General features: G+C 49.6%; 18 protein-coding genes and 1 pseudogene. 10 read left to right on the top strand and 9 right to left on the bottom strand.

From position 1 onward, the window contains the following. Nucleotides 1-145: 145 nt before the first annotated feature. From IC229_RS31720 to IC229_RS31730, 4 genes and pseudogenes are all read left to right on the top strand, one after another. Nucleotides 146-1,627: pseudogene (locus tag IC229_RS31720) on the top strand (M48 family metalloprotease). A 179-nt stretch (nt 1,628-1,806) separates the two neighbouring features. After that, nucleotides 1,807-1,962: a response regulator gene (locus IC229_RS35975; RefSeq protein WP_317171676.1), complete on the top strand. Its 156-nt coding sequence runs from the start codon at nt 1,807-1,809 to the stop codon at nt 1,960-1,962. 26 nt (nt 1,963-1,988) lie between these two features. After that, nucleotides 1,989-2,432, top strand: a complete 444-nt coding sequence (locus IC229_RS31725; RefSeq protein ID WP_317171677.1) for a helix-turn-helix transcriptional regulator — start codon at nt 1,989-1,991, stop codon at nt 2,430-2,432. Nucleotides 2,433-2,594: 162 nt separating this feature from the next. Continuing rightward, nucleotides 2,595-3,032, top strand: a complete 438-nt coding sequence (locus IC229_RS31730; RefSeq protein ID WP_190892465.1) for a cupin domain-containing protein — start codon at nt 2,595-2,597, stop codon at nt 3,030-3,032. A gap of 193 nt (nt 3,033-3,225) precedes the next feature. Here IC229_RS31730 and IC229_RS31735 read toward each other — a convergent pair whose 3' ends face one another. Together IC229_RS31735 and IC229_RS31740 are read right to left on the bottom strand one after the other, a co-directional pair. Continuing rightward, complete coding sequence (locus IC229_RS31735) at nt 3,226-3,966, bottom strand: hypothetical protein (RefSeq protein WP_190892466.1); 741 nt, start codon at nt 3,964-3,966, stop codon at nt 3,226-3,228. Between the two features lie 95 nt (nt 3,967-4,061). Next, complete coding sequence (locus IC229_RS31740) at nt 4,062-6,257, bottom strand: beta strand repeat-containing protein (RefSeq protein WP_190892467.1); 2,196 nt, start codon at nt 6,255-6,257, stop codon at nt 4,062-4,064. 502 nt (nt 6,258-6,759) lie between these two features. Here IC229_RS31740 and IC229_RS31745 point away from each other — a divergent pair. The 5 genes from IC229_RS31745 to IC229_RS31765 all read left to right on the top strand — a co-directional run bounded on the left by IC229_RS31745 (nt 6,760) and on the right by IC229_RS31765 (nt 11,041). After that, nucleotides 6,760-7,188: a response regulator gene (locus tag IC229_RS31745; RefSeq protein WP_190892468.1), complete on the top strand. Its 429-nt coding sequence runs from the start codon at nt 6,760-6,762 to the stop codon at nt 7,186-7,188. 122 nt (nt 7,189-7,310) lie between these two features. Further along, nucleotides 7,311-7,991, top strand: a complete 681-nt coding sequence (locus tag IC229_RS31750) for a response regulator transcription factor (protein ID WP_190892469.1) — start codon at nt 7,311-7,313, stop codon at nt 7,989-7,991. A 92-nt stretch (nt 7,992-8,083) separates the two neighbouring features. Further along, nucleotides 8,084-9,256 (top strand): sensor histidine kinase, encoded by a 1,173-nt coding sequence (locus IC229_RS35980; protein ID WP_317171678.1) that lies wholly within the window; start codon nt 8,084-8,086, stop codon nt 9,254-9,256. A gap of 575 nt (nt 9,257-9,831) precedes the next feature. Beyond that, nucleotides 9,832-10,260: a hypothetical protein gene (locus IC229_RS31760; RefSeq protein ID WP_190892470.1), complete on the top strand. Its 429-nt coding sequence runs from the start codon at nt 9,832-9,834 to the stop codon at nt 10,258-10,260. Between the two features lie 343 nt (nt 10,261-10,603). Continuing rightward, nucleotides 10,604-11,041: a hypothetical protein gene (locus tag IC229_RS31765; RefSeq protein WP_190892471.1), complete on the top strand. Its 438-nt coding sequence runs from the start codon at nt 10,604-10,606 to the stop codon at nt 11,039-11,041. A gap of 459 nt (nt 11,042-11,500) precedes the next feature. On the opposite strand, the gene IC229_RS31770 is transcribed toward IC229_RS31765, so the two are convergent. The 7 genes from IC229_RS31770 to IC229_RS31800 all read right to left on the bottom strand — a co-directional run bounded on the left by IC229_RS31770 (nt 11,501) and on the right by IC229_RS31800 (nt 17,349). Further along, on the bottom strand, nt 11,501-11,920 hold the full coding sequence (locus tag IC229_RS31770) for an IS3 family transposase (RefSeq protein WP_190892512.1): 420 nt from the start codon (nt 11,918-11,920) through the stop codon (nt 11,501-11,503). A 9-nt stretch (nt 11,921-11,929) separates the two neighbouring features. Continuing rightward, nucleotides 11,930-12,370 carry an IS3 family transposase gene (locus tag IC229_RS31775; RefSeq protein WP_190892472.1) on the bottom strand — a complete coding sequence of 147 codons (441 nt, stop codon included), beginning with the start codon at nt 12,368-12,370 and terminating at the stop codon, nt 11,930-11,932. Further along, nucleotides 12,370-12,903, bottom strand: a complete 534-nt coding sequence (locus IC229_RS31780; RefSeq protein ID WP_223834321.1) for a transposase — start codon at nt 12,901-12,903, stop codon at nt 12,370-12,372. Before IC229_RS31780 ends, IC229_RS31775 begins: the two co-directional genes overlap by 1 nt. Then, a complete protein-coding gene (locus tag IC229_RS31785; RefSeq protein ID WP_190892475.1) occupies nt 12,891-13,289 on the bottom strand; it encodes a hypothetical protein in 399 nt (132 codons plus the stop codon). The genes IC229_RS31780 and IC229_RS31785 overlap by 13 nt, the downstream gene beginning before the upstream one ends. Before the next feature lie 108 nt (nt 13,290-13,397). Next, the gene (locus IC229_RS31790; RefSeq protein ID WP_190892481.1) at nt 13,398-13,730 is read right to left on the bottom strand and encodes an IS110 family transposase; all 333 of its coding nucleotides are present in this window, start codon (nt 13,728-13,730) and stop codon (nt 13,398-13,400) included. A gap of 253 nt (nt 13,731-13,983) precedes the next feature. Continuing rightward, nucleotides 13,984-14,202, bottom strand: a complete 219-nt coding sequence (locus IC229_RS36220; protein WP_190892487.1) for a transposase — start codon at nt 14,200-14,202, stop codon at nt 13,984-13,986. A gap of 78 nt (nt 14,203-14,280) precedes the next feature. After that, nucleotides 14,281-17,349 carry an ATP-binding protein gene (locus IC229_RS31800; protein WP_190892489.1) on the bottom strand — a complete coding sequence of 1,023 codons (3,069 nt, stop codon included), beginning with the start codon at nt 17,347-17,349 and terminating at the stop codon, nt 14,281-14,283. Between the two features lie 245 nt (nt 17,350-17,594). Between IC229_RS31800 and IC229_RS31805 the strand changes: the two genes are divergently transcribed. Beyond that, on the top strand, nt 17,595-23,945 hold the full coding sequence (locus IC229_RS31805; RefSeq protein ID WP_190892491.1) for a putative Ig domain-containing protein: 6,351 nt from the start codon (nt 17,595-17,597) through the stop codon (nt 23,943-23,945). Nucleotides 23,946-24,058: the final 113 nt, after the last annotated feature.

The raw sequence follows: 24,058 nt of genomic DNA on the forward strand, positions 1-24,058 counted from the left end.
ATGAGCCTGCATTTTATCGCATTCTCGGTCATTTTTCTACGAAAAATCAACCGAAAACGGAAAGTTTAAACAGCTTCAGGACTTAGCAACGATCTACTTGACTTTTAAGGTGGAACGATGCGCCAGACTTTTTTTACCTCCTACCATGTGTACACGCCCGTACTACAAACAACTTATTGTTGTCATACCACTACTGTTTGGATTTGCCTGCGCCCGTAATCCCGTTACCGGCAAGTGAGAGCTCAGCCTGATGTCGACCGAGCAGGAAATTGCCATTGGCAAAGAATCTCACCCCTCGGTTATTGCCACGATGGGCTTATATGAAGACAAAAAACTTCAGGCATTTATGAATGAAAAAGGAAAAGCCATGGCCAAGGTTTCGCATCGGCCCGATCTTCCTTACCAGTTCTACATCGTTGACTCACCCATTGTGAACGCCTTTGCCTTACCGGGTGGCTACGTTTATTTCACGCGCGGCATTTTGGCTCACTTCAATAATGAAGCTGAATTTGCCGGTGTACTGGGCCATGAAATTGGCCATATCACGGCTAAGCACGCGGCCCGCTCGCAGAAAAGCCAGTTGCTCAGTACACTGGCGCTCATTGGCGGAGCGGTGCTGGCCCCTCAAGTGGTAGGTCAGAATATTGAAGCACTACAACAGGGACTAGGCCTTTTGTCCTTAAAATACAGCCGCGATCACGAGTCAGAGTCTGATAAACTGGGCGTAGAGTACTCGAGTAAGATTGGGTACGATGCCCACCAGATGGCTGATTTTTTCGGCACGCTGAAACGCCTCTCCGACAAGTCAGGGCAGGCTATACCGCAGTTTATGTCGACTCACCCCGATCCGGGAAATCGCTTTACGCGGGTCCATGAACTGGCCAAAGACTATCAGGCCAAGAATCCAGCTTCGTACCAGGTCGATCGCGACCAATACCTGCAACTGATTGACGGCATCCTGTATGGCGAAGATCCGAAGCAGGGTTTTGTTGAAAACGGTTATTTCTATCATCCTGAGTTACGGTTTCAATTTCCGGTACCAACCAGCTGGCAGTCACAAAACTCACCCAGCCAGTTTCAAATGGCGGCTAAAGACGGTAAATCCGCGATGATTCTCATGCTGGCGAAAGGAAGCTCCCTGGACGAAGCGGCCCAAAATTTAGTCAAGGAATTGAGCCTAAATGTTCTGGAGAACAGTAAGACCACCATTAACGGTAATCCAGTCTACATCCTCATTTCACGACAACAACAGCAGGACCAACAACAGCAGGGTCAGCAACCGCAGCAAGACCCTAAAACGGCACTCCAGATTGGCACTTGGCTGATTCAGTATAACAATGCCGTTTACGCGCTACATGGCTTATCAGCTGCTGCTGATTTTAATGCCAGTTTTAATACGTTCAAGCAGGTAGCCGAAAATTTCCGCTCACTCTCCGATCCGGATAAGCTCAATCGCAAGCCAGAACGGGTAGATGTAAAACCGTCTCCCCGTGATGGGACGTTTCGGGAGGTCGTAACCGCGTTGGGAATGCCTGCTAGTCGGGTGGAAGAGGCCGGTATATTGAATGGGCTTAAAGCCGATGATCGCGTAACCAAAGGGGGGTTGATTAAGCTCATCAGCCGATAGTGATTGCCCTTTCGGATGTCTAATTCACGTATTCAAACGTTGACTGGACTTGCTACCTTTTACTGGACAGGAAAATAAGTAACATTTGTCTAGAAATGCAACAACTCTAATCTCACAAATCCCTCCTGCCTAAGACGAATGAGCGTTCATATATATACTTTAAAAATGGGGCGTTTATTGTGACGGTGAAAGATGGTTTTCAGCTATGCGATACGGTAAAAAACGACGAGTGGACGAGTCATATTCCGATTGTATTACTCACGGCCCGTGCCGCTGTGAGTGACCGCATCAGTGGACTTCGTCGGGGAGCCGATGGGGAGCCGATGCGTATCTGACCAAGCCGTTTCAGCAGGAACAGTTGGTGGTCGTACTCAAGAATCTGCTTCAGTCCCGGCGTAGTTTACAGATTCATTATAGCCAGCTGGCCTTGCAAACCGGCCTGTCTGAACCAGCCCCTGCCAACGACGTCGATTCACTGGAAGACCAGTTTTTGCATAAGCTACGGTTGGTACTGGAGCCGCAACTGACTACCCCGAATGTCTCGATTGAAGCCGTTTGCCAGTTGATGCACATGAGTCGCTCCACGCTTCATCTGAAACTGGTAGCCCTCACCGGTATGTCTATTACCCGCTACGTTCGGGCGCTTCGGCTGGGTAAGGCGAAAGAGCTGCTGACTTCCTCCGGCCTGACTATTTCCGAAATCGCCTATGCCGTAGGTTTCGACGACCCGAAGTATTTCAGCCGGGTATTTTCCGAAGAATTTGGTGTTTCGCCCGCCAATTTCCGCCTTTCTGCCCAGGAATAAGACAATAGTCCACCTTTTCGGACAATAGTCCACCTCCTTTCTACCCCCCATCCTGTAGGTTTGCAGGGCCGTTTTCTGTGTCTCGGTTTATCTTCGTTTATACGTCTTACTAAATCAATCACCATTAATTCTCAATCACTAATCACGCAATTACCAATCTCAATGAAGCAAACCGAAATCATTTTAGGGGGCGGCTTGGCCATCTACTTTTACCTAGAGGCAGAGGATACCAACCAACAGCTGACCATGTTTAAAGTAGTTATTCATCCCAATGCCCGGGTGCCTGCTGCTCACTATCACCAGCATTTTGACGAAACCATTTACTGCCTGAAAGGCTTGATTCATTTCACCATTGACGGCAATCCTGTCGAATTAAGGGCAGGTGATTACTATTTTATTCCCCGAGGCACCCCCCATGGATTTGTTAACAAAACCCAGGAAACCGTAGAAATGCTGTGTTACGTAACCCCTGGTGTCTTTAGCTCAGCCTATTTTAAAGAAATTGCCGCTGTACTGAACGCAGGGGGACCACCGGATATGCAGCAACTCAAAGCGATCATGCTTCGTCATGGCCTAGTGCCAGTGCCAGCAGCCCTCTAGGGCTAGCTCGCCCTATACAGGAAGAAATCCGACCTACATTTGTCCTATGCATCCTATAAAACAGCCAGATCAGAGACGGTCTGGCTGTTTTATAGGATGCAGATGGAATTGAAACATTCACGTGATAAATTCTTGCCAAACCCTGGTTATAATAGCTGTCCAACTTCATTTGTAGCATACGCTTTTTACTGTCCTACCCTGAGTCGACTCCCGGTACTAAAGATAATCTTCTGAAGTGCCTCCAGATTAAACCTTGCCGCATAGCGGGCATGGTCACTACATGTTTTATCTGAAGCACATCACTCGCCAGTGGTAAGCGACCACAGGACCATACACCCACATCCGACCACAAACCCGTCTTCAGCGTATACATCGGCTCAATAGCTATACTACTCACACTAAAACTGGCGGTGGCTGTACAGCCATTGGCCCCGGTCACCGTTACAGAGTACGTACCAGCCACACTCACACTACGTATCTCCGTAGTGACGTTGTTGTCCCATCGGTAGGTAGCTCCTCCACTAGCTGACAGGTTACGGGTAGGATTGGCACAGGTTAACGTAGCACTCAACGGACTGATGCTGGCTGTAGGTGGGACATTCACCGTAATACTTACCGTGCTGGTACTGATAGGCATATCGTCTGAACCAGCTACACTCACCGTAAACGTTTTTACGCCCGACAGAGATGTACTAGCGATCCCTGTTACGGCACTTGCATTGGTAGCACTGAGGGTTATTCCTGCCGGAGCCACCCAGGAGTAGCTATAAGGTGAACGGCTGCCTTTAGTAGTTACAGAGAGGGCAACCGAGCCACCCATACAGATCGTATTGGGGCTGGCCGAAGTCGTTAGGCTAATGGGCGCTCGAACCACCACACTGGTCACCGAAGAGCAACTACCCAGCGTGCCCGTTACCGAATACGTACCGGCCACACTCACCGAGATAGCGGTGGTGCTTTGACCACTTGACCAATTATAGTTAGCAGCTCCCGAAGCCGTCAGGGTGGCGCTCTGTCCCTGATTGATAGTCAGCGAAGGGCTGACCGAAATGCTAACACCAGCACCTCCGGGGCAGTGGTCAATACCCCCGTATTGTTGGCAATAGTGAAACTACTCCCATTAAGATTGCGCACCAGTCCTGAATTGTTAGTAATGTTGCTACTCAGGGATGCATTTTCAATAATAGTGCCGCTATTAGTGAGTGTTCCAATAACTGCGTCGGTAATACGGGCATTGGCCACTACGTTGATCAAAGCGCCACAGCCCGTGTTGGTGAAAGTAGCCTGGTTATAAAGGCCATAGTTGCCCACCGTTGTAATAGTGCCAATGTTGATCTTGCCGGAATTGGTGAAATTGCCAATTTGATTGTACAAGCCAATCTCCGATGTCCAATCGATGGTGATGATGCCTCCTGTATTATTATTGACGGTGCCTCCTTGGTTCCAGAGGCCATACTCTCCTGCATAGGCGCTCCTGCCGATGATTAACTGCCCTTCGTTGGTGACTGTGCCACTGTTGTAGAAGGCTGTGAAGGCCCGGTTTACACTTCTGGAACTATTGATGCTCAGGCTACCTCCTGCCGTGATCGACAACGAAGCCCCGCTATTCACAATTACCGATCTGGCCACCGCCGTCGTGCTTATCACCGGCTGGTTGATCGGTGCCGGAGGAATCACCACATGATCGCTCGCCACTGGCACGTTGGCAGGATACCAGTTGCTGGCCGTGTTCCAGTTTGTGCTGGTGCTGCCCGTCCAGGTGAAGGCATTGACCACCGTCAAACTGGTGGTGGCCCATCCCGGTGGTCTGTCGTTGTTCACCACCGTTAGGGTGTAGGTCTGAGGAAGACTGGAGATACTGGCGATCAACTCCTGACTAAAGGCGGTATTGCTGCTGGTGGACGTAGTAGTTGAGCTACCATTGCTCAGTGTGTAGCTGTAACTACCTGAGACATTACCCACTGTCGCCGTAAAGAGAACCGGCTGGCCCACTACAACCGGGTTGGGGCTGGCTGTAAAGCCGATAATGGTGGGAGTATCCAATACGTTAACCACCACACTGGTCACCGAAGAGCAACTGCCCAGCGTGCCCGTTACCGAATACGTACCGGCCACACTCACCGAGATAGCGGTGGTGCTTTGACCACTTGACCAATTATAGCTAGTAGCCCCCGAAGCCGTCAGGTTGGTACTCTGACCCTGATTGATAGTCAGCGAAGGGCTGGCCGAAACGCTAACGCCAGCACTTCCAGGGGCAGTGGTCAGCACCCCCGTATTGTTGGTAACGGTGAAATTACCCCCGCCGAGGTTCCGAACCAGTCCTGAACTATTGGTAATGAAGTTACTCAGGGATGTATTCTCTATTATGGTACCACTATTGGTGAACGTTCCATCAATCTGGTCGGCAATTCGGGCCACTACGTTGATTAAAGCCCCACAACCCGTATTGTTGAAGGTGCCCAGGTTTAGAAGCCCATCGCTTATCGTAGAATTGGCCCCAATGGTGATCTGAGCGAAGTTGGTGAAACTCCCCCCGGTTCGACTATACAAGCCAATGCCATATGCCCGGTCAATCCTGATGATACCACCCGCATTATTGATGAAACTGGTCGCATTAGAAAGACCAAACATCCCCACGGCTGCTTTTGCGCCGATGATGATCTGGGACGCATTTATGAAACTACCAACATAGAATAAGCCTTCATCAGTTGCGCCATCAATGGTGATGATACCTCCAGTCGTGTTGCTGAAAGTCCCATTATTATAAATACCATACTCTCTGTAAGACGAGTTACTGATGATTAATTGCCCTCCGCTGGTGATTGTACCACTATTGCTAACGGCATCCCAACTGGAGAATACGGTTCTGGCCCCATTGACGGTTAGACTGCCTGCTGTTGTAATACTCAAAGAGGCTCCTCTCTGCACCTCCATTGATCGAGCCACAGCCGTTGTGCTTAACACCGGTTGGTTGATCGGTGTTGAGGGAATCACCACATCAAGGCCAGCCATTGGCACTCCACCCGACCAGTTGCCGGGTATATTCCAGCCAGTACTTGCACCACCCGTCCAGGTCGTAGTTTGAGCCACTAGTTCAGCGGTCGATCCTAAAAAGGTGATCAGAAGTAGCCAGCAGTGGAAGATGGGTTGGAAGATTGTCCGCCACAGGCCAGTGGTTGCTCTGTTTAAAAGCCGCTCATGTCTGGCAGAACTCAGATACTCCATGTTCGAAATAGGTTAAAAAAGTAGCCAGTACGACTAGCAGAAAATACGGACAGCCACAAGCCTGATATCAGGTTGCAAACGGCGCCACAAGTATACGAGAGAGCCCGCGAAAGGGAGGTGGACTATTGTCTTATTGGATTTGCTACCTTTTACTGGACAGGAAGTTAAGTAGCAGTAGTCTAGAAATGTAAAAAGTCTAATCTCACAAATCCCTCCCAACTGAGACGAGGGCATGTCAATAATTGGGGCGTTTTTAGAAACAGTTATACACCTTATTTCTAACCATCTTAAGTGAGACGACGGAGTGTCCATGTTTCTGATGCATTATCGGAGCGTTTGCTGAATGCCACTAAAGGTTACGTTCATCCATCTTCAGAATTTTTTTAGATTGATTTGTTACGTTTGCCCAGCCGACTTCAGTACCTAGTTGATTAATCCATTTTAGATGTAGACTCAGCCTTATAAAGTGTAACTTATTATTGGCCTCTTAAGTAAAGCACAGGTGAGTCGATTGGTGAGCATCCTGGTGATTGACGCAGATTTTGACCAGCAATTAATCCTGGGTTATCATTTGCGAATGAGTCTTCTCCAGGCGGAACTGGTGTTCAGCGCTACCCTTGAAGAAACCCTGCTTTATTTATATCATTGCTTTGCGGGCCGATTAGCGCCTCCCAGCTTAGTCCAGCTTTCCCTACCCAAAGCGCATCAGGAAAGCGACTGGCAATTACTTGAAAAGTTGAGAGTGCGCCATCCCCGACTCCCCGTGGTTGTAATAGGTGCGGACAATGATTTCGATTTGATCGGGCAAGCCTATGAGCTCGGGGCCAATTCGTTCATTGCCAAACCCCTTGATCTGGACGGGTGGGAGCGGCTATGTGAGCAACTAAAGGCGTATTGGTTTGATGTTGTTACGCTGCCACCAGCCGATTAAATTAGCGACTGGATGAGCAGCCACGGGTTAAGCTAGATCAACGACTGACCACCTGGTTCACTGCTCTACTAAGGCAGTCACGCTGGCGGGTCTACATCGAGCCTATGTGCCTACGATCGTTTATGAAAATACTACTAATTGAAGATGAGTCTGAGCTGTTGGTGAACATACAGACTTACCTGGAAGATGAACCGTTTACCGTATCGACGGCGACTACGTTTCGGCAAGCCGCTCAGAAAGTTCATGATTACGCCTACGATTGTGTCGTGGTGGACATCATGCTGCCTGACGGCACTGGACTAGCCCTCATTGAGCAGCTAAAAGAGGCCCATTCACAGGCGGGCATTATTATCATCTCGGCTAAAAACTCACCCGATGATCGCATCAACGGCCTGTATCTGGGGGCGGATGATTACCTGAGCAAACCCTTTTACCTACCCGAATTGAATGCGCGCATACGCGCCTTGATTCGTCGCCGACAGCATGCCGGTGAGAAGCAGCTTTTGGTTGGAAGCCTGACCTTCCTGTTACAGCGGAATGAAGTGAAAGTAGCTGATCACGTGCTTCCTTTAGCGCCCAAAGAATATGCCCTACTGCTGTTTATGGTTACCAACAAGGGCCGCCTGTTGACCAAGGAAGGCATCGCTGAACATATCTGGGGGGAGTATACTGAGGATGCCGATTCGCTTGAATTTCTGTATACCCACATCCGCAATCTGCGAAAGAAACTAACCAGTAGTGGATGCCCGGACTACATAAAGTCCCGGTATGGCGTTGGATATTTGTTGACCGTGGAGCCATGAAATTAATTCATAAAACGGCCCGATACGTCTTGCTGGTAACCATCCCGGTGGCTTTGGTAGGGGCTTTTCTGCTGTATTATCTGATTCATTAGGTGATTCATCATGAAATTGATGAATTATTAACGAGTGAACTCAGACAGGTTGAGGAAACCCTGGATCGGCATCCGCCTGACCACCGAGGTATCCTTAATTGGGATCATAACTTACAAATTGCTCCTGTGAAAGCGGGTAGCCATCAGTCGCCCGTATTTTCGGACACGACTCTATTTGATCCCATTGAAAACACCGTAGTTCCCGTACGCATGTTGCGAGCGACTCACGCCGTAGGCCACCACAATTATGCCATTCGACTGCATCAGCCCTACGTAGAGTATCATGAAATCGCCCACTATCTATCTATAGGTATTGTCCTTTGTTTTTTGGTCTTATTTGGCGTTCTTTTATTTGTTGAGACACTTATTTTTCGGCGAATTTTCCAACCGTTTTACAAGATTATTCAACAACTGGGCCACTATCGAGTCGATCAGGGTGCCGCTGTTGCTTTTCCCGCGAGTGAAATCGATGAATTTGACTTACTGAGTCAATCGCTCACCGACATGACCCAGCAGGCAGCTCTTCAATTTAGCCGCCAGAAACAGTTTACCGATCATACCTCCCATGAGTTCCAGACCCCCTTAAGTGTATTGTCTACGGATTTAGACCTGCTGCAACAATCGGATCGGCTCTCCGAAGAAGACACTCAGCGCCTTCACCGATCACAAAAGACGATAAAGCGACTGTCCTCCCTCAACCAGTCGCTGTTGCTGTTAACTAAAATTGACAACCATCAATACGGGCAGCTCGAACCCGTTGATGTGGGTAGCCTGATTGGGGGGGTGATTGATCATTTTGGGGACTATGCCGACAGTAAGCAGATGCGTTTCCAGCGATCCGATACACAACCGCACACCCTATTGATGAACCGACAGCTCGCCTATATTCTGTTTTCAAATCTGGTCCGAAATGCTATCCGGCACGGTCGTCCCAGCAGTACGATTTTTATTCAAAGCAACGCCCATTCGTATCGGATCATCAACGAAGGAGCCCCTCTGCCTTTTCCTCAAGAGCAGCTCTTTCAGCGATTTGTGCGCAATCCAGCCCTTGCTCAATCAACGGGGCTTGGCCTGGCCATTGTGAAAGAAATTGTGGACCAGTATGGTCTGAAGATCGACTATACCTACAGTCCGCCGACTCAGCAGCACATCTTTACCCTCACCCTGCCCTAGCGTGAATCACCCGGTTGATGGACAAAGCGGCCTGGCTCCTACCTTCGTTAATCAAATGTATTCCCAATAGCTCACCACCCATACCGCTGCGGGAAACGAAAATTGACGTCGCTTAAGCTGTCAGTGGCTAAACTTCAGATTTGCTCAAGATTCGTTTTCTAGATTTGACCAGGATATTACCCAGTAAGTATAGCCTGGCGATTCGTCATTGCCACTACTTCTATAAAGCGAAAAAGTATTTCTGATGACAACTAGCAGTAAGCTAATTTTCAAACTAATGCTGTATTTTATTGGTGGAGCAGCTATTTCGGGTGTATTGGCGACTCTTTTGGGAAAGTACAAACTTATGGGCGCTGATCTATTTAGTGGAATTACTATCTTCTGTCTTTTGATAGCCTTCATCACTTTTTTAGCTTACCTAGTTTCATTTGTTGTTAGCGCCAACAGGGGCCACTAGAAGCTAGTTGATTAATCCATTAACCGAGTTCAGCGCAGCTCATAGGAGAGCAGGTGGCTAAATCAAACAGGGTAATTAACGTATAAATATCAAGCAAGAATGATTTAATGATTATCTTATGTTAAACCTGTTCAAGCGAAAGCCCCAGCACCCGCTAACCAAAGCGTTTGAAGGAGCCACCCTCAGTCAGAAACTGTCAGTGATCAATTTTCTTCAGTTAGTAGCTACCTGTGATAATCAGTATGCTCCCCATCCCGAAGAAGGAAAGCTGACTACTAAGTTTTTAGAGGTGTTTAACCTGACCGTGCAGCAGGTAGTAGCTCATGGGAATGAGAAAAATCGGACTTTTCAGAATGATCTGAATGCCCTTAGTTTGGAGCAAAAAGAAATGCTGGTCATTATGGCTTATGCTATGGCCTCAACTGACGGATGGGCCAACGAAGTGGAGTTAACGTATTTGAATACCAGTTTTGAGGCAATCGGGATAGGTGAGAATGAGTTGATGAAAATCATCATAAAATATAATGAGTTATCACAAAACTTTTAAGGTTTCTGCGGCAAACACGACTTCTCTTGACAAGTGGTATTTTTTTTGATCAATAGGCGCATACGAATCATTCTCACAATACCCTCCAGCTTGAGATAATCTACATTCATGTAGCTGCTTCAATAATGGTCCATTCAAAATGGCATTCGATCCATACTATTGGTACGCCATTAAACCCCAGATACATAATGGCGTCTAAACCAATGACGCTCACCAGCTACTACATACTGATAAGCTGTTTAGGTATCATTTTAGAAGGGCTTTACCGTGTAGCCCCGTAAAACTTGTACGACTTTAACCAGAACCATGCACGGCGTCTTGACGCCGTGCAGCATCTCAATGAATGAATAAAATAGAACCTGACTCAGGTGGTCAAAAACGTAATTATCACCTCGAATTGCCCGCACAATTCACCAGTTGGAACCAATTTTATGATGAGTTAACTCGGTTGGCGTTCATTCAGCCGGCCACCACTACCATTCGCATCAAAGTCTTCCAGTCAGCCCATACCCTGAAGGATGGCGAAAGTCTTTCTCTGTATTTAACTTATGAGCGTCAGCATATTGAGCGGATGTGTCTGGAGGAATTGCGTAAAGAACGATCCAATCAACCAAGCTATCTGTTAACCGTTCAGGAGGTAGAGCAACTAATTGGGATCGTTAGCAATCAAGCCTCCCGAATCGGTGATTGGGATTTACTGGTCAAGCTCAATGAGCTATTACGTTATAAGCAGCAACGGGATATAAACCAAAGCAACAATCATATGGAGCCTGGGCAGTAGATGACTTTGTGAATCCCCAAACATTCTATCGTTTTAACAAGAAAAGTGCTTTTCACTTTATCTCTTCAAACCCTCCCATGTGAGACGAAGTGAGATTTGAGTATCAATAATTCGGGCGTTTGAAGAGATATTACTACTTCTTCAACAAGAAGTAAGTATGTCCGCCATTCCCCTCCGTCACAAAGTAACTCTCAACCAGAGTAAATCCGGTGTCAATGAACCATGATTGATATGTAGCCCCATCAGCATGACTCCAATACATCTTCGCACCCAGTTGATTCCAATTTGAATCAGTGCCTGTCCATTCGCTCGCTCCTACTGTGCACAGAAAGTAGCCACTTGGTCTAAGCCATTGGTAAATGTTGTTTGGACTTGCAACAGTATAGTGGAGATTTTTTCTTAAGCAGCCATTGAGATAGTGTAAAAAAAAGATTCCTGCTGACTGGGCGTGCGGTAACCTTAGGTCGAATGTTTCCGTTGGCGATTATACCAACCCTCAATATACTCGAAGGTGGCCAATCGTGCCGCAGCCCGCGTCTTAAAACGAGTCTGATTGACCAACTCACTTTTGAATGACTTGAAAAAACTTTCCGCTACAACGTTATCCCAACAGTTGCCTTTACGGCTCATGCTTTGGGTAACAGGTAAGTCTTTGAACTGATTTTGAAACTCGGTGCAGGCATATTGAATACCCTGGTCCGAATGAAACACCAGATGGCTATCTATTGCTCTGTTCCCAAGTGCCATACGCCATGCTGACACACTAGTTTCCACGGCTTTCAAGCCCTCACTCATGGCCCAGCCAATCACCTTTCGGTCAGCTAAATCTAAAATTATTGTCAAGTATAACCAGCCCTCATCTGTGGGAATATATGTGATGTCTGATACTCACTTTTGGCCTGGTTTTTCGGCCGTAAAGTCTCTGTTTAACAGGTTTTTAGCCACCGGATAATTGTGGTTTGAGTCGGTGGTCTGCACACGATACTTTTTGTAAATGATGCTACGGATGCCTGCCTTCTGCATGAGTCTAGCGATGCGGTTACGTGATGCTTTTACGCCTTGTTCGCGAAGTTCATCTGTAATTCGGGGGCTACCGTAGCGACATTGGCTCTCTGTATGTACTCGCCGAATGTGGCTTACTAATTGATTTTGAGTTTGTTGTCTACTTCCAACCGGATGTTTACGCCAATAGTAATAGCTACTGCTGCTCACATTCAGCACCTTACACATCTTCTCAACGGGGAAAATCTTGGCGTTCTCCTTTATAAATCGGAATGCCTCCCGTCGCTCCTGGAGAAGATGCCGACCGCCTTTTTCTGTACAGTTCACTAATAAGCAACTGATAATAAGCGATTTAACAATAATTTCTCCAGTTCCTCTTTGCTCAGTTGAAGGGCGTGTAATTTCTTATCCAAATACCGCAACTTCATGGCCTTCTGCTTTTGGTCATTTATTTCCACCCGATTCTTTTGACAAGGTTCAGCTTTAATAATCATGTTCCAAATGATAACGGCCAACTTTCTGGCCGTAGCGATAATGGCGGCTAGCCGACCTTTTTTGAAGGCGATTCGCTTGAAGAAAGGCGTCAACTCATGATCCTTCTGATTCCCAATTGAGTTGGCCGCATGACGTAGCGCTTTGGCGATATGATTTTTTCCTGAAGGCGTTCGATTGCCAATGATCTTGCCTCCGCTGATTTTGTTATTGGGTACAAGACCTAACCAGCAGGCAAAACTTTTAGCCGTCGGAAATTTGTGTATATCATGACCTAGGCTGGTCAGCAAACTTAAAACCGCATTGTAACTAATGCCCGATATGGCAAATAGGTCGGTTCGGAAATACTGGTAGGCTAAATGGGACAGATTAAGCCAGGGGCATGTTTACCCGCTCGTTTCCGGTTGGTTTTCAATTGCTTCTTCTCACCCATTGAGACCTCGACCGCTGGCACATACTTGTCCAGAAACGTTTCAATGACCTGGTCGCATTCTTTGATCTTCCGTTCATACAGATGGTAAAAATCCAGAGAAGCCTGTAATTCGAATAACAGTTCGTCCCGCCACCAGCCTTGCAGGGCATCGGCAATCTCCTGACGGGACTTTTTGACCCGATGGCTAACCAGCGACACTAAGTGTTCAGGTTCACGGTGACCGGCCAGGATGGCTTCAATGACGGCCATACCTGACTGGCCAGTGATGTCATTGAGCACTACATCCAAACGGATGTTCATCAGCCGCAATGCCTTCTGCATTTTATTGCTGTAACGCGCTGATTGCTCGACCAAATGCATGTGATGCTAGTAGGTACGCAGTTGCTGGAAGGTATCACTCAACAATAAACTACCCGATAAGAGTCCTAGCTAGTGTAGCTTCTGTATCCAGATGCAATCAATGACATCGGTTTTTCTACCCTTTACATTCTTGGTCTGGTTTCCGCCAACCAGCAACACGTCAAAACCTGCTTGCTGGAGCGCATTGAATAAAGTCTGCCAATAACTGCCGGTGCTCTCCATGGCGATGGTAGTCACTCCATGTTGGTGCAGATGACTGATAAGATCCTGATGATCTTTAGTGTAAACCCCAAATTCACGAACATTGTCTTTATTCTGGTCAATGGCAACCAGATGAGTGCGGGAGCCTACATCAATCCCGGCAGCTTGGGGATTAATAATGTTGAACGATAGCTGGTTCATACTCATAAAACATCAGTGGTTAATGACTCCTAGGGAGCGTATCGTGACTATAAATTTTTTCTGTACGGGATTCGCCGAAGCGATCACCAATCAATTCACCAAATGCCTTTCGTTAAAAAGGCGTGGTACGCTCCAACCCAGATTTTAAGAAGGACTCTAAAAAGTACCAGTAAAAGCGGGGGGCTTGGTTCAGAAAGCCTACCAAAAATAGAGCTTCTAGCTGGAACGTAAGTTGTTGGGGCTATTCAACAGCTTATGCGCTGTACAACGATTTTAAGATATCGCGTTCTAATTGAGCGTCTCGAAGCTCCTTCTGTAGCCTTTTTATTTGTTTCTGCTCATCAGTGAGTGTCGAATTGGTGGCTGAGGGACGATCGGTTTTCTTATGACGCTGTCGCCATTTGCTGATTCGCCCTGGATCGATGCCCAGTTCACGGGCGGCTTTCTGAATTGAGTCTTTTGCATATGACAACTCAAAGGTTCATGCATAACTAACACAATCATATTATAGCACTATACAGAGCTACCTGCTGTGAACAAGCTAACCTAGTTACTCTTTTAGTTGGGTCGGCAAATAGCCAAAGCGTTCATGAAAGAGCTTGGTGAAATACGACTGTGAATTATAACCCACCAGTTGGGCTACCTCGGCCACATTGCTGCCACCCGCTCGTAATAATTCGTCAGCTTTAGCCAGACGAACGCTATGGATAAACGCCGTCGTCGTCTGTCCGGTTAGGGCAGCTAGTTTACGGTGTAGTTGGGAACGACTCATGGCGGCCTGGGCGGCCAGCCAGTCCACATCGACCTGCTCGTCCTGTATATGTTGTAATAGAAGATGAGTCAATCGGGCTAAGAATCGCTGTTCTTTTTCGGGTACGGGGTCAGTCCGTAAGGTTTCAGTTGGTGATCGCTTCGCTGAATCCAGCAGAATTGCCTGCCAGGCGCGACGGTTTTGAATCGCATTTCGGATATATAACTTCAGCTGGGCCAACCGGAAGGGTTTGCTCAGGTAGACATCAGCACCCATCTCCAGACCTTGCAGCAAGCTGTCGTGCGAAGAACGGGCCGTTAGTAAAATAATAGGAATGTGGCTCGTTCGTAAATCGGCTTTAAGGGCACCTATTAGGGCAAAGCCATCCATGTGCGGCATCATCACATCGCTGACAATCAGGTCGGGAATGTGCTGCAAGGCCTGCTGTAGACCGACCCGTCCGTCGCCAGCAACCAGCACCTCATAGTGAGTGCTGAGTTGGCTAACCAGATAGGAGCGTAGTTCCGCATTGTCTTCCACAACCAGTAGGACAGGGCGTTGGGGCGTAGCGCTCGGCGTTGGCGACTGGGATGGTGGTTCTGTCTCCATTGTCAAAGGAGTAGTATGAACCTGTGATAGGACTTCCGTCGAGGGGAGTACACTTGCCAACGGAAGACGAACTGTAAAGGTGCTGCCCTGACTTGGTAAACTGGTGACCGATACGTTGCCCCCCATCAGTTCGGCTAATTCGCGCACGTACGCCAGGCCAATGCCCGTACCGCTCTGCGTCCGTGTCGCCGGAGCGTCTACCTGATAGAAGCGCTCGAAAATGCGCGTCTGCTCGGCTGGCGGAATACCCGGACCGCTGTCCTGCACCATTAGTACCAGCTGATGGGCATCATCCAGGCGGGCTGATACCCGTATAGTTCCAGTATCGGGTGTAAACTTGATGGCATTGGAGAGCAGGTTATGCAGGATGGCTTCAAGTTTTTGCGGATCGAAATAATACGTTGTATCGGGTAAATCGGCCTGAACAGTAAGTTGAATCCGCTTGGTGAGGGCTAATCCGATAAACGGTTGAATAACTTGTTGCGTGAACTCAACCGGATTGCCCAGGCTAAGCTTCAGATCGAGTTTGCCATCATCCAGACGAGCCATATCCAGTACCTGCGTAATGAGCTTCAGCAAATGGTCGGCATGCCGGTTAATCTCGTTAACCTGCTGCTTTCCCTGCTCATCCAGGGCTTGCTGGGCTAATTGCTCATTGGCGTTGAGTAATAGGGTCAGTGGGGTACGGAGTTCGTGGGTGATGTTGGCGAAAAAACGGCCTTTTAGTTCATCCAGCTGCTTTAGATTTCGGGCTTCGTTTTCCTGTTGGGCAAGGGCTCTTTGTAAGTTGCGCCGACGTTGGCGAATGCGGAACAGCCCTATCAGTACACCTAATAACACAATCGTTGTACTGATTAGAAACCAGTTCGTTTTCCAGAAAAGCGGTTTTACCCGGATCAGCAGCCGGGCTACCTGCGGATACCAGCCGCCATGGGCTTTTGCCTGATTGAACAAAAAGGTATACTCACCGGCTGGTAGCTGGTAGGTTGCCTGACCAGCCATGTCCCGATAAGCGGTCCATTGCCGATCATAACCGTCCAGTTTGAATCGGTACAGCGTAGAGCGTAATTCGGCGGAGGGTGCAAAGCGAATCCGGATAAAGTCCTGCTCCTGAACCCTCAGCATCGGTTGCCCGGTTGTATCCCGCACGAAACGCTCATCAAGATGGTGCTCGTTTTCCAGCAATCGGGTGCCGTTGATGCTCACGTCTAGAATATTGAAGGGCGGGATCGGGCGAAGGCGGCTCAGATCATATTCGTACAGGGCCCGGCGAATGGTATTGACCCACAGTCGGGGAGGGCGTTTTCCTTGCCCTGGACTCACCCCGATGCTAATTATCTTTTCCGTGGGGTGGGCAAACTCCAATCGTTGTAATTCCCCTTCTTTTGTCAGCCGTAGGACCATGGTACCAACCGAAAAGTAATGATTGCCTACCCCGTCACTCTCCAGGGTTCCTGTCCATAAATTCTCCTGAAGCATCGGACGTGGTAAAAGGATACGGCGAAACTGCCCCGTACTTGGTGCTAATAGGCCAATTTCGTTAAAAAAACTGAGTAAAAGCTCGCCGTTGTCCCGCACGTGAATAGCCTGGAAACGATTGGTAGTTGGTAAGCCAGCCGCTCGTTGGTAAAGCTGTGTCTGCCGATTGATGGGATCCAGGCTGTATAAATTAGTAGTCGAAATGAACCAGATCCGTCCGTTAGGTGCTTCGACCATGTCTTCTACCTGTATGGGGTCAGAAACGATGTGTTCAACGGTCAGGCTCTGGGGATTTACCCGCAACAAACCCTGTTTCTGAAGGGCAATCCAAAGCTGCCCCTGTCGATCTGAATACAGTAACCGGAAGGGATAACGAGATAAGAACTCCCGGACCAGCCGGGTCGTATCGGCTACCCGATTGAGCCGCTGCTGGTCCGAATCAATAAACGCCAGCTGGCTGGTGCCTCCTTCGGTTTGCTGTTCCACCCAGATACGCCCGTCGGGTGTCGGAATGGGCCGTCCGTAGGCATCCTCTTTGGGTTGCCAGTCGGCGTGAAAAACGCGAAGGTTCTGGCCCTTTATACGTACCAGTCCCTGATTGGTTGGCAACCAGAGCTGCTGTCGCCGATCCAGGCTGATATAATCGGTCATCAGGTTGATGCCGGCTGGTGGAGTTAGTTGCCAAGTAGGGGGAGGAAGCATCCACTGCTGCCCGTTTGATGATGATAATAAACCACAACTCAACAGCCCCAGCAGCCAGACCAGAATTCTCTCATTCAAGCAAAGTATGCCTTTGTTCATCTACCTATCGACGCTGGATCAGCCATGAAAGAATCAATATGCAACAATGTTTATAACAATGCAACAATAGTGATAGACTTTGTGGGTAGGCTCATCTCAACTTTACCCCCGTGGATGAGCGTACGTCAGAGGGCGTTTTTCGGCTCATCCTTTAACACGTAACAGTAGGCTTCTATGTCCAAAAACAGGAGCCTGTTTCAAGTATTACTTTACGTTAAAGACCCATGAAACACCTCTACTTCTACGAGCTATTGTCCGCTGGCCCGCTGGCTTGCTCATCTTACCTGTTTCGGCTCACTCCTATTCTGATTCTGGCCAGCTGGCTGGTAATGGTCAGTTTATCGGCTAGTATGGCTCAGACCACCATTTATGTGCGGGTGGATGGCCCTAGCGCCACAACCGCCACGGCTACCAGTTGGGCCACGGCCCTCTCGGGTACGGCTCTTCAGGGCGCTTTAGCCAGTGCACCTGCGGGCACCAGGTTTCTAATTGGCGCAGGGCTTTACAAACCCACCTCCACCACGGCCAGAACCGTGAGTTTTTCGATTGCCTCGGGTGTACAGGTCTATGGCGGGTATGCGGGTAGTGGTTCTACGCCTGATACTCGCACCGCATTCCCCAGCAGTACCACCCTGTCGGGTAACATTGGCAGTGAATCCAACAAAGATGATAACTCTTATCATGTGGTGACATTTCGTAATGTAAGCGACCAGACTCGCCTGGATGGGATAGTCATCACCGGTGGCAACTGCAACGTTGTCACCGGTGATGTTCTTACTTATGGTGGAGGCATCTTAAATGATGGCAGTGGAACGGGTAATAGTAGTAAGCCTACACTAGTCAACCTGATTGTGGTTGGTAATTCGGGGAACTATGGCGGAGGACTAGCTAACTACGCAAGGGTGGGCGGTAATAGTAGTTCCTCTCTGACTAATGTGAGCTTCCTGAATAACTTGGCTGCCGTTGGCGGAGGCATGCTCAACGAAGGACTTGTTGGTGGCATCAGCAGCCCGATTTTAACCAATGTAAGCTTTACGACCAACACGGCAACCACTGGTGGAGGTGGTATCTACAACCAAGGTTCTGACGGCAACAGCAGTCCCGTTTTAACTAATGTCAGCTTTCTGGCTAACTCGGCTCTCGCTGGAGGAGGTATGTTCAACGATGGATTTCAAAATAACTGTAGCCCAGTGCTAACCAATGTGAGCTTCTTGGGTAATTCGGCCTCCAGTAGTAACTTGGCCAACAATGGTGGGGCGATATATAACGAAAGGGCAACTCCGACACTGGTCAATGGGATCTTGTTCGGCAATGGAGCGGGTAGCCAAATTACCAACGCAGGTAATCCGCCCGTAACCGCCCGCTACACGCTCTTTGAGCAAGGCGTAACCGGCTACACCACCGACCCCACCAACCTGACCACTACCACCTCGCCCTTTGTGAGTGCAACCGACCTGCGGCTCAGAGCCGGTGCCGAAGCCATCAACTCCGGAGATAACACGGCCTATATAGCCGCTGGAGGACCACTCCTCGATCTGGCAGGTAACCCACGCCGTTTGGGTACCATCGACCGGGGTGCTTATGAGTACCAGGCTCTGGCTGCTAACTCGGTGGTTTATGTTACTCCCAGTGGTGGTGGTCAGTTCAATGGCAGCAGTTGGGCCAATGCCTTACCAGGCATTGGCTTGCAAGCTGTGTTGGCCAATGCCACTTCTTCCACCTTTCTAGTTGGGGCGGGTTTGTATAACCCTACTACGGGCACTGACCAGGCGGTGAGCTTCGTCATACCATCAGGCGTGCAGGTCTATGGAGGTTATGTCGGTAGTGGCCTTTCCCCTGATGTACGTACCAGTTTTCCTTCCAGCACCACCTTCTCTGGGGATATTGGTACGCTGAATGATAATTCGGATAATAGCAACAATGTGGTGACATTTCGTAATGTAAGCGACCAGACCCGCCTGGATGGGATGGTCATCACCGGTGGCAATGCCAATGGGCTACCCAATCCCAGAGGGGGTGGTATCTACAATAATGGCCAGGATAGCCCCAGCAATCCAACCTTGGTTAACCTCAGTTTTGTCAGTAATACAGCTATTAACCAAGGCGGTGCTCTTTTCAACGCTAGCTCATATGGGGAGGCTAGCCCCCGCCTAATCAATTGTGCCTTCACGAACAATTCGGCTCCGAATGGGGGCGCTATCTTCAACGACGGAATAAATGGCAACTCTAGCCCGGTGCTAATCAATGTCAGTTTTACTGGCAATTCTGCAAGCAAGGGCGGGGCAATGGACAACTATGCGGGAGCTCAGGGAACAAGTAATCCGGTATTGGTCAATGTCAGCTTTAGAAATAATTACGCTTCTAATACTTATGGCGGGAGTGCTCTTCATAACTATTTTGCCAATGTAAAAGTGACCAACGGAATTTTCTTTGACAATGGCGGGGACAATACGTTTGACAATGTGCTTGGTTCGCTAACCATTCAATCCTCACTACTAGAGCCCAGTGAAACGGACTACACGACCGATCCCTCCAATTTGACCACCACCACCTCTCCTTTTGTGAGTGAGACTGGCCTGCAATTGAACCCCTGTTCACCGGCCATCAATACGGGAGATAACACTGCTTATACTTCTGCCAATGGACCTGCAACGGATTTAATGGGCAATTCCCGCTTTTATGCCGGTGGACAAATTGACAGGGGGGCCTATGAGTTTCAGGGAGCCCCCAGCCAGCCCCTGGTCATCACCCAACAACCATTAAGTAGCACGGCTGTCTGTGATGGAGCGACCGTCACAGCGACTGTTTCAGTCACGGGCAGCAGCCCTAGCTACCAATGGTATAAAGACGGTACTTCCCTGGGAGCTGCCCAGCAGAGCTCTACCCTGAGCCTGACTAACGTAACGGCCGCTCAGGGCGGTAGCTACTCCGTAGTGATCACCAATGCCTGCAACAGTGTCACCTCGACCACCTTTAGTCTGACTGTCAACGCGCTGCCCACGCCTGCTCTGGTTAGCAGTGGCACACTTAACTGCGCCCAGACTAGTGTTACGTTGACGGCGAATGGGGGGACCAGCTACACGTTTGCTGGCTCCGGAATCGTGAGCCAGAATGCTACGTCCGGCACGGCGGTGGTCAATGCTCCGGGTACCTACTCGGTGACCGTCACTACGTCGAGTGGCTGCAAAAGCAGTACCACTGTCACCGTGCAGCGGGATATCAGCCCCGCTTCCGTGGCTATTACTCCGACTAGTGCGACGCTAAACTGCGCCACTTCAGCCGTCAGTCTAAGTGCCGTTGGCACAGCGGGTAGCTACCGCTGGAGTACGGGGGCAACTACGGCTAGCATCAGTGTGACAGTCGCTGGCCCTTACTCAGTCACTCTGACGGGCACCAATGGCTGTACTGCGGTGGCCACTCGTCAGTTAGGGCAGGAGCCTGGTCCCACCGTCAATCCGGTTAGCAGCAAGACAGTCTGTGTGGGCACGGTGGTGGCTCCTATCGTGTTTAGTGGCAATGCGGATCGCTATCAGTGGATCAACTCCAACACTTCGATTGGTTTACCCGCCAGCGGGACGGGCAGCCTGAATTCGTTCACGGCTCTTAATAACGGCTCAACCGCCCAGACAGCCGTTATCACTGTCATCCCCCAGTCGGCACCCAAAGACTTGCTGTATATAAGTACTACTGGAACCGGGATTAACCCTGTCAATGGGCAGCGTATATTCCTCGATTTTGTACGGGTATATGATCCAATATCTGGTAATATCATTACTTCCGTGCCGGTGGGCAGGGTACCCTTTGGGGTGAGTGTGAGCCCCGATGGGAGTCGGGTGTATGTGACCAATACCCTTTCCAATAATGTGAGCGTGATCAACACGGCCACTAACACTGTCATCGCCACCATTCCCGTGGGAAATAACCCCAAAGGGGTTAGCGTGAGTCTGAATGGAAGTAGGGTGTATGTGGCGAATACTGATTCCGATAATGTGAGTGTAATTAACACAGCTACCAATTCCGTGACTGCCACCATTCCTGTTGGGAATACTCCCGTTGGGGTAAGTGTGAGTCCAGATGGGAATCGGGTATATGTGGCTAATACTAATACCGTGAGTGTGATCAATACGGCTACTAATTCCGTTACTGCTACCATTACTGTAGGGGGTATTCTCGAGGGGATAAGCGTAAGTCCCGATGGAAGCCGGGTGTATGTGACCAATCAGACTTCCAATGTTCTAAGTGTGATCAACACGGCTACCAATTCCGTGGCCGGTATTATTGGTGTTGGGAATGAACCATCTGGGATAAGCGTGAGTCCGGATGGGCGTCGGGTATATGTGGCCAATTACAGTACCAATAACATGGGTGTGATCAACACGGCTACCAATTCTGTGACCGCTATTATTGACCTTGGGGATTCTCCCGTTGGGGTTAGCGTGAGTTTGGATGGAAGCCGGGTGTATGTAGTCAACGAAGTAGCTGAAAACGTGAGTGTAATTGATGCGGCTTCCAACACGGTTGTAACTACATCCCCTACTTTCTCGGGGACCATGGTCGCTAATCTGGGAAATTTTGTTCGATCAGTACGTTGTCAGGGTATCCCCATCAGCTTTACCATCACCGTGCCGCCAACACCTATTGCTACCCTGTCGGCCAGCACCAGCGTGCTCACCTGCACTACTCCCACGGCTACGCTTACCGCCACGGTAGGGACCGGCGCTCCGGGAAGCACCTACCGCTTTAGTGGCCCCGGCATCGTGACATCCAGCCAGACCAGTGGTACGGCTCTAGTCAATGTCGCTGGTGTTTATTCCGTTACGGTGACATCAGCCAGTAACTGCACCAGCATTACCTCGCTGACCATCGGTCAGGATAAAACGCCACCTTCGCTGACAATTTCACCCTCCAGTGCTACGTTAACCTGCGCCACGCCAATCATAAGCCTATCGGCAGTAGGCGTTGGTACGTACCGGTGGAACACTGGAGCCACTACGTCCAGTATTTCGGTCAGCGTGGCCACTACATATTCGGTCACCACCACCGGAACGAATGGTTGTACCGCTACAGCTAATGCCAGTGTGAGCCAGGATCAGTCACTACCATCACTGACGATTTCACCATCGAGTACTACGTTAACCTGCGCCACGCCAATCGCAAGCTTAAGCGCAGTCGGTTCTGGCACGTATCGGTGGAGTACTGGGGCTACTACGCCCAGTATTTCGGTCAGTGTGGCCACTACGTATTCTGTTACGTCGACAGGGGCCAATGGTTGTTCGGCTACTGCCAGCATCGGTCTGAGCCTGGACCAGACGCCACCTTCACTAACGATTTCACCACCAAGTGCTACGTTAAGTTGTACTACGTCTTTAGTGAGTTTGTCGGCTATTGGTAATGGCACGTACCAGTGGAATACAGGCGCTACTACGTCCAGTATTTCGGTGAGCGTGGCTGATACCTACTCTGTTACGTTAACAGGAGCCAATGGTTGTTCGTCTACGGCCAGTGCCAGCGTTACGTATCAGAACTGTGCGCCTACGCTGGCCAATGACATCCCGCCCCAATCTGCTACGTTGGCCGACGCATTTAGCTACACCATCCCGGCCACTACGTTCACCGATCCCGAAACACCCAACAGCCTCACCCTGATGGTGGCAGGATTGCCTGCTGGGTTGAGCTTTGTTTCTCCCAATACGATCAGTGGTACACCCTCTACCACCCTGGGTACACCCTTCACCGTGACGGTGGTGGCTACCGATCCGGGTGGTTTGTCAGCCAGCACCAGCTTTGTGTTGACTGTGCAGCCGCGCAGCTTTGCCATCACCGGAGTGACTATGCTGGACTGCAATCACCTGTCTTACTATGAGCGACGTATTAACTTTATGGTCAGCTTTGAAGCCACCAATGGCCAGCCCATTAGCCTCTCGGTGGTCAATGAACTAAGGGCTACTACCGTTAATGGCCCTTATCAGTTGAACGTCTTTACTGATAATCCAGTGATTGTACTCAGGGCTCGCCAGCAGGGTACTCCGGGTGAGGTTAGTTTCGCCTACAACTGGCTGGCTAACTGCGCCAATGGTAATCCCAAGGTGGAGAACTCTATCCCACCTCAATCGGCCACGGTCGGTCAGGCGTTTAGTTACACGATTCCGGCCAACACCTTTACCGATGCTGAGACGCCTAATAACCTCACGCTGTCGGTGGTGGGATTGCCAGCGGGGCTGAGTTTTGTCTCGCCAAACCTCATCACCGGTGTAGCTTCAGCAACGGCCAGTAGCTTCTCCAGTGTGACCGTAACCGCTACTGATCCAGTCGGTGGGTCAATCTCCACGCTGTTGCCCTTAAGTGTAATGGGTGCGGGCGGGTGCGTGAGTATGTACAGTGTGCAGGCAGGTAGTTGGAACGATGCCAGTACCTGGTCCTGTGGCCGGGTGCCGCTGATTACTGACGTGGTGACGCTCAATCATGCGGTGAGTCTACCAGCCAGTTACCAGGGGCAAGCCTTGCGCGTGATCTACAGTGCCAGTGGTCGGTTGCTGTTTGGGCCTGGCAGTCGGCTAAGGGTGGGGGGTAATTAACACTTGCACAACGAATGTCGGCCTACTCTAAACGGCTCCCCAGTTCAGCTCCTAAAGTTCTGGCTCATCGCCAATAGCGACAACCGTATATTAAACCAACGCCCTATGTAAAA

The organism is Spirosoma profusum (assembly GCF_014699005.1).
GTDB lineage: Bacteria > Bacteroidota > Bacteroidia > Cytophagales > Spirosomataceae > Spirosoma > Spirosoma profusum.